Origin of the sequence: Halomonas sp. EF61, assembly GCF_040147045.1 — a bacterium.
GTDB classification, from domain to species: Bacteria; Pseudomonadota; Gammaproteobacteria; order Pseudomonadales; family Halomonadaceae; genus Halomonas; species Halomonas litopenaei.
On record NZ_JAMSHM010000002.1, the window covers coordinates 459,426 to 475,909 of the forward strand.

Sequence of the window (16,484 nt, forward strand, 5' to 3'; positions counted from 1 at the left end):
AACTGAGCGAGGCAGTATAAAAATGGGGAGTCAACAACCGTTACCAACGGCCATTGACTCCCCTACTACTTCTCACTCTGAAACTTCAATCTCGCTCGTTAGAAACCCAGGATCGTTGGCAGCCACATACAAATTTGTGGGAAGAATGCCAACAGCAGTGCGATTGACACCATACTTCCTACCAATGGCAACGCTCTTACCGATATTTGCTCAATTGAGACATTGGCGATACTCGAGCTGATAAACATGTTTTCTCCCAGCGGCGGTGTAGAGAAACCTATGCCGAGACTGACCACCAGCACTATACCGAAATGGACCGGGTCGACACCAAACTGCACCATCACCGGGAGCAGCACAGGGGTAACGATCATTATCACTGCGAGTATGTCGATGAACATACCTGCAATCAGAAGAAAGCCGATCACCATTAGCCAGATAACCCATAGGCTATCTGTGAAGTTCAATATTCCAGCAACTATCATATCAGGAATATGGTTTTCGACAAAAATCCGACTAAATGCAGTAGCGGTAAATACGATGATCAGCACTCGTCCGGTCAACCAGGTTGTGCTCTGAAAAGCCTCAACCACACCACTAAGGGAAGATTCCTTATGAATAAAAATACCAACAAACAGCGCGTAAAATATCGAGACCACCGCTGCCTCTGTGGGAGTAAACATGCCTGAGTAGATCCCACCTAGAATAACAACGGGGGCCATCAGCGACCAGAAGCCTTCCTTGAGTACTTTCTTCAGCCGTTGGCGATCATATTTTCCACCTTCAGTCTGGTAGCCGTTTCGCTTGGCGGTAATATAATTCACCACCATCAGCCCTGTTCCAAGAAGCACACCAGGAATCATCCCTGCAATGAAAAGAGCCGATATGGAAACATTTGCGGTAATACCGTAAATCACCAGTGGGATGCTCGGCGCTATTACCACCCCTAACCCACCGGCCGTCGCTGTAATGGCGGCGGGATAGCTTCGCCCATACCCGCGCTCTATCATCGCCGGGATAACCAGCATGCCTACTGCAGCCGTGGTGGCCGGACCTGATCCAGAAATAGCACCAAAAAACATGCAGGCCACCACCGCTGTGGCCCCGAGACCGCCCGCAGCGGGCCCTGCCAGTTCTTCGGAAATATGTATCAGGCGCCGAGCGATACCAGCGTCTCCCATCAGTACGCCAGCCATGATGAACGCAGGAATTGCCATCAGTGGGAAGGAGTTGATCGACGAAAATGCCAACTCGACGAGCGAGCTAATGTCATCGCCATTGAGAACGTATACAGCCATTGAGGCGATGCCAAGTGAAACTACGATAGGCGATCCGAGCAACAGCAAGCCAGCAAACATGGAAAACAGAAGTGTAGCAGCCATTAGACTTCGCTCCTTTTTCCATCGTCGGCAGGTTCACCCTTGTTACGAGAACCCTCCTCAATAATATTGTCAATTTCCTGCTTCTCAACATCCCCTGGCTCGATACCCATCACAAGTTTCATATACTGTACCTGCAGCACGCGAAATGCCATCAATGTAAAAGCGATAGGAAAGATGAAATACACGTACGCCAATGACCAGCCGAGGGCTGGAGAGGCATAGGGGAATTCAAGAAGAAGGCTTATCAGCTCAAGGCTTTTCCACGCCAGGACCAGGGAAAACGTCACCCAGATGAGATCTACGAACAAGAGCACACTATTTGCCACCACGCGTGGCAATAGATCTATATGTGACCTTAGCCGGTTGTGAGCACCAAGGTGAGCGGCGTGGGCAGCTCCGAGGAACACGAACCACACAAATGCATAACGAGAAAGTTCCTCTACCCAGGCCATTCCGAACCCAAGTGTTACTCGCAGGACAACCTGGACGAAGAGAAGCGTAACGAAAAGTCCGAGGAGAAAACGACAAGCATAGTCTTCAATATTATTTATTATCTTCAGCACGACAGCCTCCTTCTCTTTCAAAGAGAATGTGGAAGCGGCAGGCCGGCCCATCTTATGGGGCCGGCCAGACCTGAGTTAACGACCTAGAGCCGCCTGCATCTCTTCAAAGGCTTCCTGCCCACCAACCTTGTCGTAGAACTGGGGCCAGACCTCTTCCTGGGCAATACGGATCCACTCATCTTCGTCGCTAAGCGTCGACACCTCTACCCCCGCCTCCTCCATCGCTGCCTTGGCTTTTGAAGCTTCGGTCAACTGAAATTGCAGGGCGTAGAGCCTTGCTTCCATCCCCGCGCGATCGATGATTTCTCGCTCTTCTTCCGACAGCCCCTCGTAGGTTCTCAGCCCCATCATGATCGGCTGCAATGAATACTGGTGATGCACTTCTGTAAGGTAATCCTGTACCTCATGGAACCGGTTCGTGTAGTTGACGATGTAGGGGTTGTCCTGACCATCGATGACCCCTTGCTGCATACCGGTAAACACCTCTGGCCAGGACATGGTGATCGGGCTTGCGCCCCAGGCCTCGTAGGTGGCCAGCATGATCTCATCCTGGGGTACGCGGATTTTCAGCCCCTCTAGATCCGCCAGTTCTGTCACGGCGTGCTGCGAATTGGTCAGGTGACGAAAGTTGGTGTAGATCCAGCTCACTATGTGTACACCGGCCTCTTCTCTCGCGATGGTGTTCCAGTGCTCTGCCAACTCGCCCGTCGTCACGTTGACGGCATCGGCGTGGCTGCGCATGGCGTAGGGCATGGTCAAGGCGCCAAGACGGGGAGCGAAGGGAGTAAGATTGCCGATCCCCACCTGGGCGAAGTCCAGCTTGCCGATGCGGGTGCCCTGTACCATTTCAGTTTCCGAACCTAACTGGCCGTTCGGAAAGACATCCACCAGCAATTCGCCGTCGGAATAGAACTCGACCAGTTTCTTGAACTGTTGTGCAAACGCCCAGCCATCCGAGTCAATCGCATCCCCCATCCCCAGCCGCAACGTATCGGCCTGCACGGCCGGGGCTGTCAGTGTGGCGAGAATGGCGCTGGTCATGAGAGTTTTCTTGAGCATTGTTATGACTCCAATTACTTTCGGTGGTTACTACCATCTAACGGTCGCTGCATACCCTACTTTCTACATCTTGCACGGTCAGTTTGTTGCCGCATTCATGGCGTCTTTCATCAGTTCCACGATGTCATCGCAATCACTTTCATCGAAGGTCAACGGCAGTCGTAGATCACAAAGTGTGGCGAGTACGCGGTCGGCATTGGGGAGAGGACGTCTGCAAGCCAGGTACCCCCAGCTGTCGTAACGACTGGTGTAGTCCTCGGGCTGTGCTTTTCCGTACCACTTGAGGGGAATACCTCGCGCTTCACAGCCGTCGATGAAGCGCGCGATCTGCTGTTGTTCGAGATCCGTCAGGTTGAACTGGATCGAGCTTCCGACGAAATCTTCTTTGGCGTGGCGGGGTGTCGGCTTCGCCTGAGGCAAGGCCTCGAGGCCTTGCTCCATTCGCCGATACAGCCGGTTCCATCGAACCTGGCGGGCCTCGAGTTCTGCCAGCTGAGGTCGCAACAACGCCGCACGAAGGTTGTCCATGCGGCCACTCATATTTGGCGTCACCAATCGCGTTTCGCCGTAGCTGTCAGGCGCAGGCGCGGCCAGGTGTCGGTCGAAGAGCATATAGGACCCGGACATGATCACCGCTCGACGCATCACATCAGGGTCTGCGGTGCTCAACAGCCCGCCCTCGCCGGAATTCAAGTGTTTGTATGTCTGGGTGCTGAAGCACCCCACCTTTCCGAAGCTCCCGCTAGGCCTGCCGCCGAAGCTAGCCCCCATGGTGTGGGCACAGTCCTCGATCAAGGTGATATCTTGCGCCTCACACACCGCCATGATGGCGTCCATGTCACCGATGTGGCCGCGCATGTGCGAAAGCACAAAGAACCTTGCTCCGCTTTCCTGGGCCGCTTTCGCCAGATCCTCCGGGTCGACGGTGGTGTCGTCCTTGATATCTACCAGCACCGCGTCACCCCCGGCTGCGTGGATGCTGCCTGGCACCGGCGACAGGGTGAAGGCATTGCACAGCACCTTCTGACCTTGCGTCAGGCCGCAGGCGCGCAATGCCAGCTGCAGCGCGTAGCCGCCTGATGCGCAGGCCAGCACGTAAGGAACCCCTAGGGCGGTCGCAAACTCCTGCTCCAGCAGAGCGGCAGCGCCTTGCTCCCCCTCTGCCAGGTTGTAGCGATGCAGACGACCAGTGCGCATCACTTCCACCGCCGCCTCGATGGCAGCGTCGGATATCGGCTCCTGCTGTGTGAAGGACTTGGAGAATCGACGCATCGGCTTTCCCTCAGTAGCGTTGCTGGCAATGAACCGGAAAATCCCACTTTTCGTCCGGGAAATACTTCGTCAAACGCCAGTCACGGGCCCGTGCATGGCCTTCCATGCCCTCGATTCGCGAGATCCTCGAACCAACGGCGAAAAAGATGTGATTGGCCTCACGATCCGTTCACGGGTGTCAACGACAATGACCTCACCGCAAGACAGCCCACTCGAGGCTGCTTGGGAACACCGCGCCACAGCCGAGATCGCGGTCGGCTCCCATGACGCCAGAATTCGACGGTCAGGCCTGGTAATCCGGAAACCCGAAGGCATCGGGATATCCAAACAGGGCAACGCTCCCGCCGGTGTGCAGAAACACGACGTTCTCGCCTCGCTTGAAATGGCCCTTGCGGATCAGGTCGATCAGTCCCGCCATGCCCTTTCCCGAATAGACAGGATCGAGCAGGATGCCTTCCTGACGAGCCAGCAGCGTTACCGCTTCCACCATGCTCTCGGTCGGTATGCCATATCCCTCGCCCACGTAGTCGCAGTTGGCGACCACCTGCTCGCGAGTTACCACGCCAGAAAGGCCCAACTTGGCTTCCGTCTTCTGGGCCAGGGCGAACACATTGGCTTCCTGCTTGTCTTGCGGTGCCCGTACGCCGATACCGAGTACGGGAATACCTGCATTGCAGGCGGCCAATCCTGTCACCAGCCCAGCCTGGGTACCGGCGCTGCCGGTAGCGTGAACGAGGTGATCGACCTTGAGGCCCATGTCGTTGGCTTGAGACAGCAGCTCGAGCGCGGCATTGACGTACCCCAGAGCTCCGATCTCGTTCGAGCCACCACCTGGAATGATGTAAGGCTTCTTGCCTTCGCTCCGGAGCCTGTCGGCAAGGCCTTCCATCTCGCTTTGCATGTCGGCCCCTCCAGGCCGCTTCTCGACCGTGGCGCCGTGGAGTTGATCCAGAAAGACATTGCCGTTGTAGTTGTATGCCGGGTTGCTATCGCCAGTGCGGTCCTCGAGCAGGATGTAGCATTCCAGTCCAAGCTTGCAGCTGGCGGCAACGGTCTGGCGGGCGTGGTTCGACTGTGTCGCCCCCTGAGTGATGATGGTATCGGCCCCATTTTCCAACGCATCGGCCATCAGGAATTCAAGCTTGCGGGTCTTGTTGCCCCCCGTGGATAGACCGGTGCAATCATCGCGCTTGATCCATAGGTGCGGCCCTCCCAATAGCTTGCTGAGGTTCTCCATGGGCTCCAGCGGAGTCGGCAGATGACCGAGCCGAATACGAGGGAAACGAGAGAGGTGCATACGGGCCTCCAAGCGAGAAATCTTTTGCATAAGCGTGCTCTCTTGATGACCATCGTCAAAGTGACAGCGAATCAGGTTTCGCCAACAACGGCCTGCACTAAAGCTAAACCTGGAGCTTCCACGCGACCAATGCCAAGATGCTCAGAAGCGGTTACTTTCCCGCATAGGCAGGATATTCGACCCACCGAAAGAACTATTCCAGACGATATATATGAAAATTGAGTGGATAGAAGACTTTCTTGTGCTGATTGAGGCTGGCTCGTTTTCTCAAGCTGCAGAACTCAGGCATGTCACCCAGCCGGCAATTTCGCGTCGTATCCGTCAGCTGGAAGAGTGGCTTGGCGTCGACCTGATCGACCGCAGCACAACCCGGCTGTCACTCACCACTCACGGGCGCGCCTATGAAATGCCATTGAGAGATTGGCTGGCCCGGCTGTACGCCATGCGCGGACGGATGAGGGCAGACGCGCTGCAAGGTCCTCGGGCCATATTGACCACTCAGCACACGTTAACGATCAGCTATCTGCCGCGACTATTACGATATTTTCGCAACTTCGCACCAGAGGCACGACTGCAGGTCAATTCCGCCGATCGCCCCATCTGTATCCGCGAATTCACGCGTGGCGAGGCGGACCTGCTGCTTTGCAGTGAACTGGAAGGATCTCCGCTCTTCTTTGAACACTCGCATATCGAGCGCGTGCCCTTGGGCAAGGAGCAAGTGGTACCCGTCTGTGCCGCGGATCGGCTCGGCGAGCCGATGTTCGATCTTGGCAGTCAGACCCACCTGCCGCTGATCGGATACGACCCTGACAGCTTTCTTGGTGGAGTGCTCGCCACTCCCTACCAACTCGACCTGCAGCGCCGCTATGACGTCGAACTGGTTTGCGAGACGGCCTTCACTGTCGGTATCCGCCAACTTGCCTTGGCCGGCATGGGGGTCGGCTGGCTACCCCACGGCCTTATCGAAGAAGATCTGGAGACCGGCAAGCTGGTGTCATTGCACGAATACCTCGGCGGGCCGACGCTGGTCGTCGCCTGCTACCGACGCATCTCTGAGGAGGCGATATCGGCCAACCGTCTGTGGGCGCTGATCAATGACCAGCCCCCTCCTGTCTAGGAGATGGCTGAAGCATGGATATCACACTCAAGTCTCGCGGTTTCTGCGCCTCGCCTGCGACAGGCGATAGGGCCAGCAGCAAGATTGGGCATGCACTGGAGGGTATAAGAAAAATGCATGGTGGAGGATAAGCCAGCGCCTCTACTCCTTCGCCGGGAGATGGCTCAGCATGCGCGCCGAACGCTTGCCAGACACCGGAGACCCGCGATGCGAAAGCCAACCTCCCGCCCTGAGTTCGTCATCCACGAACAGCCCCCGGCCGTCGTTGTCGTCGACGGCCAGCAGTCACGCGAGATCAGCCCGCTGTGGCTGCGCGAACGTACCCAGGCGCCGGATCAACTGGAGCCGATGACCCAGCAACGGCTGTTCGACTCCCACGCCATCGACGCGAATCTGACGCTGACCCAGGCCACCCAGGTCGATGAGCAGCATGTGGCGCTGGCCTTCAGCGACGGCCATCGCGAGACCTACGATCTGCGCGTCCTGGCCGAGGAACTCGGTGAAAGCGAGCTGTTTCCGACCGCCGAACCCTGGGACGCCTCGCTCGATCAGAACAAGGTGCGCTTTGACTGGACCCAGGTGCTTGACGACCCCGACGTCTTTCGCGAGTCACTGGATGCCTATCTGCGCTTCGGCTACCTGGTGCTTTACAAGGTACCCACCGACCCGGAACGCATCCTTCAGGTCGGCAGCCACTATGGCTACGTCAAGGAAACCAACTTCGGTCGCTACTTCGAGGTCTATTCACGCCCCAGCGGCAATGACCTGGCCTATCGCAGCGTGGCGCTTGGTCCCCACACCGACAACCCCTACCGCAACCCGGTGCCGGGTATCCAGCTGCTGCACTGTCTGGTCAACGAGACCAGCGGCGGCCTGTCCACCCTGGTCGACAGCCTCAAGGTACTCGAGCGGCTACGCCAGGAGACCCCCGAGGGCTACGAGCTACTGAAACATACCCCGGTACGCTTTCGCTTCGTCGACGCCGGCACCCAGCTGGTGACCCAGCGCACCATGATCCAGACCGATGACGACGGTCGCCCCACCGGCGTTCACTACAGCCCGCGCCTGGATGGCCTGCCGCTGCTCTCCGACGCCGAGACACGGCTGTTCCACCGCGCCCGCCAGCGCCTTGGCGAGCTGTTTGCCGACCCGACCTACGAGGTACGCTTCGCGCTCGGCGCCGGCGAACTGATGCTGTTCGACAACAGTCGCGTACTACACGGCCGCACCAGCTATGACAGCAACGAAGGACAGCGCCACCTGCAGGGCTGCTACCTGGATACCGACGGCCCGCGGGAGCGTTTCGCCAGTCTCTTGAAACAACATGCGTCCATCGAGGAGATCGCCTGAATGGAAAAGGTCACGTTTCGCCAGATGAAGGACGGGACTCGGGAGGAATACGTCTTTCTCGAGCAACTCGAAGATAACTTCAACCAGGGGTTGGTCGACCGCCTGCTGGACGCGCTGCGCCGACTCGAGAACAGCCTGAGCGGCTACCAGGTGACGCGCCTGGAACACTCGCTGCAGTCGGCGGCACGGGCCGAAGCCGACGGTGCCGACGAGGACATGATCGTGGCCGCGCTGCTGCACGATCTCGGTGACGACCTGGCGCCCTACAACCACTCCCAGCTGGCCGCCGCCATCATCCGGCCCTATGTGCGCGCCGAAGTGACCTGGGTGATCCATCACCACGGACTGTTCCAAAAAGTGTACTATGCGCACCACTTCGGAGAGGATCCGCACGAACGCGATCGCTACCGGGACCATCCCTGGTACCAGAGTTGCGTGGACTTCTGTGAACGCTACGATCAGGCGGCGTTCGATCCGGACTATCCGACGCCACCACTGGAACACTTCGAGCCCATGCTGCGGCGCATCTTCGCTCGCCAGCCCTTCGATCCGGAGGTGATCGGCGAGGAGCATCCGCTGGAGCCATGAGCCACAGGTCTGACGCGGCGGCTCGCCCCGAGCCGCCGCGCCGACAAGGCCGCTCACGGTAGCGGCAGCGGGATCGCCGGCCCGAGGTCCGGCTCAAGAGGACACAGACTATCGCTACTCCAGAATCATCTTCCCCGGGGTCTCCCCCCGACGACAATCCCCACGCGGTAATGGGCACCGACTACAAGGTGACCGAACTCGAACAACGCGGCCCCTTCCAGGGCATGCACCGCGGCATGACGATCACGTCAGGGGCGCTGATCCTGCTCTTCGTACTGTTCACCGGTCTCAGTTCCGACACCGCCGCCGTGGTCTTCGGCACCGCACGCGCCTGGATCGAGGGCACCTTCAGCGGCTACTACCTGGTGACCGTGGTCGCCCTGCTGGTGGTCTGCGCCTTTATCGTCTGCAGTCGCTACGGCAGCATCCGCCTGGGCACCGACGACAGCCGACCGGAGTTCAGCAACTTCGCCTGGTTCTCGATGCTGTTCTCCGCCGGCATCGGTATCGGCATCCTGTTCTTCGGTGTCGCCGAGCCGATCTTCTATCTCGATAATACCGACTCCTTCGGCTACCCCAACAACCCCCACGCCGACATGGCCGGGGCCACCGCCATCGGGCATGAGCGCGCCATCGACGCGCTGCGGGTGACGGTCTTCCATTGGGGGCTGCACGGCTGGGCGATCTACGTCATCGTCGGCATGTCGCTGGCCTACTTCGCCTACCGCAAGGGCCTGCCGCTGGCGTTAAGATCGGCGCTTTACCCCTTTATCGGCGATCGCATCTTCGGGCCTGCCGGGCACCTGTTCGACATCTTCGGTGTGCTCGGCTGCGTGTTCGGTGTAGCCACCTCGCTGGGACTCGGCGTCAGTCAGATGGGCGTGGGACTGGAAAAGTTGTTCGGCATCGACGATGGCCTGCCGACCCAACTGGTGCTGATCGCGGTGATCTCGACGCTGTCGATCATCTCGGTGGTCAGCGGCGTGCAGAAGGGCATCCGCATCATCTCGGTGCTCAACATCTGGGTATCCGCGGTCGTGATCGGCATCTTCCTGTTCGGCGGGCCGACCCTGTGGCTGATCCAGACCTTCGGCGAGACGCTGGCGGACTACGCCACCGAGGTCATTCCCATGGGCCTGTGGTACGCCGAACAATCCGGTACCAGCCAGTGGCAACAGGCCTGGACCATCTTCTACTGGGGCTGGTGGCTCGCCTGGGCTCCCTTCGTCGGGCTGTTCATCGCTCGCATCTCCAAGGGCCGCACCCTGCGCGAATTCGTCCTCGGTGTGCTGCTGGTACCGACGCTGCTGGCCTTTGTCTGGCTGGTCATCTTCGGCGGCAACGCCATCCACCAGGAGCTGAACGCCGCCGGTGGCGCTGGCACTGCCGGCATCATGGAGATGGTGCGCGCCTGGGATCTGCCGTCTGCGCTGTTCGCCACCGCGGACGGGATCGTCGGCTCTGGCGTCTTCGGCTGGGTGCTGTCGGCCATGATGGTGTTCCTGCTGATGAGCTGGTTCATCACCTCATCAGACTCCGGCACCCTGGTGCTGACCACCATCCTGTCGCTGGGCGATGATGATCCGCCCAAGCTGTTCCGCGTCTTCTGGGGTGTGGTGATCGGCCTGGTGGCCGCCGTGCTGCTGGTGGTCGGTGGGCTTTCCGCCCTGCAGACCGCCCTGATCGCTGCCGCCCTGCCGGTCAGCGTGGTCATCCTGGTCATGACCCTCGGCGTGCTGCTCTCGCTGTTCCGCGAACCGGGCGATCCCTATCGCCAAGGCTTCCGACTGCGCCCGCGCCGGCGCTGACAGGTCACCCCGTGCCCACATCGGGCACGGGGTCCTGTGCCCCGCCCCTCTCTATTCTCGCCCGCTCTTTCTCCTCGCCCCTCTCTACCTCTCTGCACCTTTGCCATCACCATGGCGAACGCATCCACGCCCAACGCATGCCCTGCTTTGCGTCAGTGCGTCTTATCAGCCCCGATCTGGCGCCCCCTCAGCGCAACCGCCCCGGATCTCCCGAGGTGGCACCCTCGCCACGATGCACCGCGTCCAGCAGCCAGTCCCTGACCGGCTCCGTGACCGCGCTGCGCTGGTGCTTGACGCTCAGCCAGTAGCCATAGTCTTCCCGCGTAACCTGCGGTCCCAGGGCAGTGAGCTGGCCGGTGACCAGATACTCCTCGACCAGGTTCGACCAGCCCAGCGCCACGCCCTGATGCGCCAGCGCCGCGTTCAGCAACAGCGCGTAGTTGTGGTAGGCGAAGATATCCTCCGCCGGGGGTGGAGTGAGCCCCGCATGGCGGCACCACTGGGCCCAGTCCAGCCAGCGCGGATTCCTGATGTCCTGGTGCAACAGCGAGAGCCGTGACAGGTCCTGTGCTGACAGGGGGCCGGATAGCCCATGTGCCTGCGCGTAGTCAGGGCTGCACACCGGAAAGACCGCCTCCCGGGCCACCAGCCGCCCTTCTTCCTGGGGCAGATAAGGCCCGAAACGAATCGCGATGTCGGCGGCCAGCAGCTGCGGATCGTCCGAGCGGTCGATCGGCATCAGGTGAAAGCTGAAGTCGGGAAAGGCCCGCTTGAGCGCCGGTAGCCGAGGCAACAGCCACAGGTGGGTAAAACCCGCGTCGGCTGCGATGACGACCGTTGGCGCTGGCCCCTGGCCGTGGCGCACGAAGCGATCACAGGTGTCTCTGAGAGTGGTGAGACTCGGCGCCATCTCGCGGTAGAAGCGCTCGCCCTCGACGGTCAGGCTCAGCCGGCCGCCGTGCCGGTCGAACAGTACCAACCCCAGGTATTCCTCCAGCCCCCGGATTCGCTGGGAGATGGTCGGCTGGGTGGTTCGCTCGGCCTCCGCGGCGGCGGTCATGGAGCCGAGCCGGACCGTGGCCTCGAAGGCGATCAGCGACTTCATGGAAGCGGGGTTGGGGTTCATAGGCAGAAGATGTGATGGGCCGGGTAGTTTGCAGGGACGCCCCTGGGGTGACAGACAGCGGCAGACAACGGCAGATAGCACCAGCCATCCAGTGCAAGGCAGGCGGTTGGCGAGCGCACCGCGAAGGGTGCGGTGATCTGAAGGGGATATGGTGAGGGAATCGGCAGGCAGATGCCAGGCAAGAGGGGCGCTCGGCCAAGTATCACCCGGCCGAGCGTTTGGCATGGGGAAGACGGGTGAACAGAGCTCGATACCGCACCACCACACGGGTGGCGCGGTATCATTCAGCCGTCCAGGGACGCTAGGCGCTGTCCGAAAAGTCGACGAGCGAAGGTTAGACAAGGCAAAAATCGGTGAGAAAGCGCAGTTTACGGGGTGTAAATGAGCATTTTGACCGGGCTGGCGCACCAGCCGATTTTTAACGCCGTATTACCGAGCGCAGGCACTTTTCAGACAAGCCCTAGAGCTTGACCGTCACGTTCTTGTTCCTCAGGTAATTGTCGAGTGCCAAAAGGCCCTTTTCTCGGCCAAACCCTGAGTGCTTGGTGCCACCGACCGGTGCGTATATTCCGCCGGCAAAGTACTGGTTGATGGTGACCTGACCTGCATCGATTTCGGCGGCAAGTTTAAGCGCCCTGGCGACATCGCGGCTGTAGACACAGGCGGCAAGGCCGTAGTCGGTGCCATTGGCAATCGCGAGGGCTTCCTCATCGCTGGCGACCACCTGCACCGCCAGGACCGGACCAAAAATCTCTTCCTGCACCAGTCGATCATCTCGCTCCAGTCGATCAATCACGGTGGGCTCAAAGAAGAGCCCCTTGCCGCTCTCAGGGTCACGGGTAACATTTCCGCCACAGCGGATGGTCAAGCCGCGCGCCTTGGCGTCGTCGACGAAGGAGGCAATCTTGGCCAGGTGGCCGGCGGAGTTGATAGCGCCGATGTCTCGTCCCTTGAGGCCATGTCCCAATGTCAGCTCCGCCACGCGTGGCAGAAAGGCCTGCATGAAGGCTTCGTGCTGGGACTCATGGATCACCAGGCGCGAACCGGCGGTGCATACCTGGCCTGCGTTGTAGTAGATCGCCCAGACCATGTCCTCGGCGACCTTGTCGATATCGGCGTCGGCCAGCACCACGGCAGGGGACTTGCCGCCAAGCTCCAGCAGCACGCTGGAAACATTGTCGGCAGCCGACTTCATTACCTGCTTCCCGGTCGCAACCGAACCGGTAAAGGTCACGTGCTGAACCAGACGATGGGACGTCAGGGCATCGCCAATATCGTGACCATAGCCGGTCACGACATTGACCACACCGTCGGGCAGGCCGGCTTCGCTGAACAAGGACGCCATGACCAGCGTGGACAGCGACGTCAGCTCGGACGGTTTGACGACCGCGGTACAGCCGGCCGCCAGTGCCGGGGCGATCCCGCGTACGGCGGTCAACAGCGGAAAGTTCCACGGAGCGACGTGGGCGGTCACCCCCACCGGCTCGCGGCGATTGATCGAGACAAACCCGTCGCCCAGGGGGGTGGTGCTTCCCTCGATCTTGTCTGCTAGCCCTGCATAGTAGGCGAGCTGTGATGCCGCCCCTTGAATATCGGCTTCGGCCTCGGCGTAGGGTTTGCCCGAATCCAGACACTCGATGACCGAGAGCAGTTCGCTATTACGCCGCACCGTGTCGGCAAGACGAAAGAGGTGCTCGGCCCGCGCGGCAGGCGCAAGGCGGCGCCAGTGTTCGAAGGCACGCTGGCTGCCGCTTACCGCAGCCTCGACGTCTTCCGGGGTGCCCCTGGCGATGTGTGCAATCGTGCTTTCGCTGCCGGGATCGGTAACCTCGATAGTCTCGCCCGAGGTAGACGTATGCCACCGCCCGTCAATGAAGTGCTGCGGCGTAAGGTGCGGCGTCGGATCGATCACGCCGGCTTTCTCGCAAAGAGTCTTGAGTGCTGTCATGTCAATTCGCTCGCTCGGTAGTGGGCGGATTCCAGCCAGTCCTGGCGCACGCGGATGCCCCAGCCTGGCTCGTCGGGGATGGCAACCTTGCCATCCTTGGCCACCGGGAAGTTGTCATAGATGCCGTACTGCCAGGGATAGTAGTCGTCTTCCTCGATGGAAAACTCGAGATAAGGGCCAGCATTGTCGATGGCCCCTTGAAGGTGCAGGGTGAAGATGGTCACCAGGCTGAGATTCGCGGTGTGAGGGGTCACGACACGCCCAGCCTTGCGGGCCATTTCCACCACCTGAAGGGTGCGTGTGATGCCGCCCATGTAGCAGATGTCTGGCTGCAGCACGTCGACCACGCGGTCATCGATCATCTTCTGCCAGGCCGGCAGATAGTGATCCTGCTCGCCCCCTGTGACGTCCAGCGACAGCGCGGCCGTGACCTGGCGAGTCCACTCCATTTCCCAATAGGGGCAGGGTTCTTCGAAATGCTGGATGCCATTGTCCTGCAGAAGACGCCCTACCTCGATGGCGCGCTCTGGGCGAAAGCAGCTGTTGGCGTCGGCCAGCAGGTCGACGTCAGGCCCCATGGCTCGACGAATGGTCGGGATGATCGCCTCCGTGCGCCCCGGCCATTCATCCTGGTTACGACCGCACTCGGCGCCCACACGAAACTTGAAAGCGTCATAGCCGTGGCGATCACGCAAGCGTAGAAAGCGTTCAGCTTCCTGCTCGGGGGTAATGTCGCGCTTCATGCTGGAGGCATAGACCCTGAGCGGTCGAACCGTACCACCGAGTAGCTCGCAGACCGTCTTGTCATGAGCCTTGCCGAGCCAGTCCCACAGCGCCGTCTCGACACCGCACAGCGCGCGATAGAGATAGGAGCCCAGAAACTTGTGCTGGCGTTCCAGCACCAGGGCCACGCTGTCAGCGATATCATCAATCCCGTTGATATCGCGCCCCTCGAACCAGGGAACCACCTGACGATGCATGATCTCGACACTGATGTCGGCGTTGTAGGTGGACACCTGGCCCACGCCCTGGCTGCCGTCGGCCATGGTGACGCGGACGATACCAACGTCCTCGCTGTAGAAAGATTCGACCTTCTTGATTTTCATCTAAGTGTTCCAGGACTGGCGAATGATGTCGGCGGCCACCTCGGCCACCATCAAGGTGGGGGCCTGGGTATTGCCGGAGGTAATGTTGGGAAAGATGGACGCATCGACGACCCTCAGGCCCTCGGCTCCGTGAACCTTGAGTGACGGGTCGACGACCGAATTCTCGAGCCGGGTACCCATGGCGCAGCTTCCACAGAGGTGGTAGATCGACCCGCACGACGCCCGGAAGTCGTCGAGAATGGCCTCGTCACTGTGCATATCGGCGTATCCGCGGTGATCGACCAGGATGTCCTTGAGCGGCCCCGCGCTGGCCAGACTGCGAACCTGACGAAAGGCCGCGAGCAGTTCTGCCTTGTCACGAGCATCGGACAGGTAACGATTGTGAATTGCCGGCGCATCGTCGGGGTCAGCGCTCTTCAGCGTCACGGAGCCGCGACTGTAGGGTCGGCAGACATTGTAGAAAAGCGACACCTCGGCGTGCCGATGCAACACCAGGCGCCCCCCGGCCTCCTCCGGCAGGGCGTAGGAGATGGGATTGAAGAACACCTGCGCCTTGGCGTGACCATCGCCACTCTCTTGCACCGGGTGCTCCCCGCGACCCGACACCCCCGTCCCCTCGAGGGGGACAAAGGCACCAGCGTGCTTGACGCCAAAGGCCAAGGGACCCTGGCGGCGACTCACGTAGTCCCAGCCAGCCCGCAACTTGCCCGTCAGCCGGCCAAGCGTCACGTTGAGTGTCGGCTCGCGACTCTCGAAGAACAGACTGCCGCACAAATGATCCTGCAGATTCTGCCCAACCCTGGGGTTGTCGATGACACTGTCGATGCCCAGTCGCGCCAACGCCTTGGCGTCACCAACGCCAGAAAGCTGCAACAACTTCGGGGAATCCACCGCTCCGGCACACAGGATTACCTCCTGACGGGCCTTGATCGTGCGTCGTTCGCCACCGCACGCGACCTCGACACCGACGGCACGTCGCCCCTCGAACACCAGTCGCCTCGCCTGGGTCTGCGTCATCAGCGACAGATTCGAGCGCTTCAGCGCCGGGGTCAGGTATTCCCGAGCGCTCGATGAACGCAGACCGGCCCGAACATTCATGTCGTAGAAGCCATAGCCATCCAGGCGCTCGCCGTTGAAGTCATGATTATTCGGCAGTCCGGTCGCGTCACAGGCAGCGAAGAAGGCATGGCAAAGCTCGGGGGCACTATCCCGGGTGGAAAGGACCCCAATGCTTCCATCACGACCGTGATACCTTGTGTCCTCGCTATGGTGTCGCTCCAGGCGCCGAAAATAGGGCAGGACAGCGTCATAGGACCAACGTGGAGAGCTGACCGCAGCCCAGTCATCGAAGTCTCGCCGATCACCACGCACGTAGATCATGGCGTTGATCGCACCGGAGCCACCAACCCCCTTCCCCCGGGGCTGGTAAACCCGCTGCTGCCCCAGCTCGGGCTCAGGTTCGGAGCGATAGCAGTAGTTGTAGCGAGGACTGTTGAAGTGATGGACGAACCCCGCCGGCACCGAGATTGTCGGCGTCTTGCCGCGTGCTCCTGCCTCAATCACCAGCACCTGTCGATCGCAATCCTGTGACAGCCTTTCCGCCAATACACAGCCGGCGGAGCCTGCTCCAATGATGATGATGTCGACCTCTGAAACCATGCGGGCTGCTCCAGCCAGGAAAGGTGATGACTGACCACAATCTAACATTCTAGATTTGGTGTTGTGAAGACGCGAAATAGTCATACGCATCACAACAGCATAGACTTTTGTCGTAGCGAAAAACCTTTAACCAAAACACAACAAACCTTCATATGTTTGTTTTTTATGGAAATACAAGGGCCCACTCAGTGACATCTCTCGCTCTGACACGA

At 60.1% G+C, this 16,484-nt stretch carries 13 protein-coding genes; 4 read left to right on the forward strand and 9 right to left on the reverse strand.

The window, feature by feature from the left end; genetic code table 11:
- Positions 1 to 98 precede the first annotated feature (98 nt).
- The 5 genes from NFI08_RS10960 to cuyA all read right to left on the reverse strand — a co-directional run bounded on the left by NFI08_RS10960 (position 99) and on the right by cuyA (position 5,600).
- Positions 99 to 1,379 (reverse strand): TRAP transporter large permease, encoded by a 1,281-nt coding sequence (locus NFI08_RS10960; RefSeq protein WP_286984848.1) that lies wholly within the window; start codon positions 1,377 to 1,379, stop codon positions 99 to 101.
- Positions 1,379 to 1,942 (reverse strand): TRAP transporter small permease, encoded by a 564-nt coding sequence (locus NFI08_RS10965; RefSeq protein WP_349589331.1) that lies wholly within the window; start codon positions 1,940 to 1,942, stop codon positions 1,379 to 1,381. The genes NFI08_RS10960 and NFI08_RS10965 overlap by 1 nt, the downstream gene beginning before the upstream one ends.
- 75 nt (positions 1,943 to 2,017) lie before the next feature.
- On the reverse strand, positions 2,018 to 2,983 hold the full coding sequence (locus tag NFI08_RS10970) for a TRAP transporter substrate-binding protein (protein WP_286984846.1): 966 nt from the start codon (positions 2,981 to 2,983) through the stop codon (positions 2,018 to 2,020).
- Positions 2,984 to 3,079: 96 nt separating this feature from the next.
- Positions 3,080 to 4,273, reverse strand: a complete 1,194-nt coding sequence (locus NFI08_RS10975) for a DegT/DnrJ/EryC1/StrS family aminotransferase (RefSeq protein WP_286984845.1) — start codon at positions 4,271 to 4,273, stop codon at positions 3,080 to 3,082.
- A 283-nt stretch (positions 4,274 to 4,556) separates the two neighbouring features.
- Positions 4,557 to 5,600 (reverse strand): D-cysteate sulfo-lyase, encoded by a 1,044-nt coding sequence (cuyA, locus tag NFI08_RS10980; protein WP_286984844.1) that lies wholly within the window; start codon positions 5,598 to 5,600, stop codon positions 4,557 to 4,559.
- Between the two features lie 181 nt (positions 5,601 to 5,781).
- On the opposite strand from cuyA, the gene NFI08_RS10985 reads away from it, so the two are divergent.
- From NFI08_RS10985 to NFI08_RS11000, 4 genes are all read left to right on the forward strand, one after another.
- Entirely contained in the window at positions 5,782 to 6,687 is a 906-nt protein-coding gene (locus NFI08_RS10985; protein ID WP_349589336.1) for a LysR family transcriptional regulator, read from the forward strand.
- Positions 6,688 to 6,894: 207 nt separating this feature from the next.
- Positions 6,895 to 8,037, forward strand: coding sequence for a TauD/TfdA family dioxygenase (locus tag NFI08_RS10990; protein WP_349589339.1), 1,143 nt, complete (start codon positions 6,895 to 6,897; stop codon positions 8,035 to 8,037).
- A complete protein-coding gene (locus NFI08_RS10995; protein WP_213228390.1) occupies positions 8,038 to 8,625 on the forward strand; it encodes an HD domain-containing protein in 588 nt (195 codons plus the stop codon).
- A gap of 170 nt (positions 8,626 to 8,795) precedes the next feature.
- Positions 8,796 to 10,433, forward strand: a complete 1,638-nt coding sequence (locus NFI08_RS11000; protein WP_349589343.1) for a BCCT family transporter — start codon at positions 8,796 to 8,798, stop codon at positions 10,431 to 10,433.
- A gap of 187 nt (positions 10,434 to 10,620) precedes the next feature.
- Here the strand turns inward: NFI08_RS11000 and NFI08_RS11005 are convergent, their stop codons facing one another.
- From NFI08_RS11005 to NFI08_RS11020, 4 genes are all read right to left on the reverse strand, one after another.
- Positions 10,621 to 11,559 (reverse strand): LysR substrate-binding domain-containing protein, encoded by a 939-nt coding sequence (locus tag NFI08_RS11005; protein WP_349589347.1) that lies wholly within the window; start codon positions 11,557 to 11,559, stop codon positions 10,621 to 10,623.
- 460 nt (positions 11,560 to 12,019) lie between these two features.
- Positions 12,020 to 13,507 carry an aldehyde dehydrogenase family protein gene (locus NFI08_RS11010; RefSeq protein WP_349589350.1) on the reverse strand — a complete coding sequence of 496 codons (1,488 nt, stop codon included), beginning with the start codon at positions 13,505 to 13,507 and terminating at the stop codon, positions 12,020 to 12,022.
- Positions 13,504 to 14,613, reverse strand: a complete 1,110-nt coding sequence (locus tag NFI08_RS11015) for a mandelate racemase/muconate lactonizing enzyme family protein (RefSeq protein WP_286984839.1) — start codon at positions 14,611 to 14,613, stop codon at positions 13,504 to 13,506. Before NFI08_RS11015 ends, NFI08_RS11010 begins: the two co-directional genes overlap by 4 nt.
- Positions 14,614 to 16,272 carry a GMC family oxidoreductase gene (locus tag NFI08_RS11020; protein WP_349589353.1) on the reverse strand — a complete coding sequence of 553 codons (1,659 nt, stop codon included), beginning with the start codon at positions 16,270 to 16,272 and terminating at the stop codon, positions 14,614 to 14,616.
- Between the last annotated feature and the right edge of the window lie 212 nt (positions 16,273 to 16,484).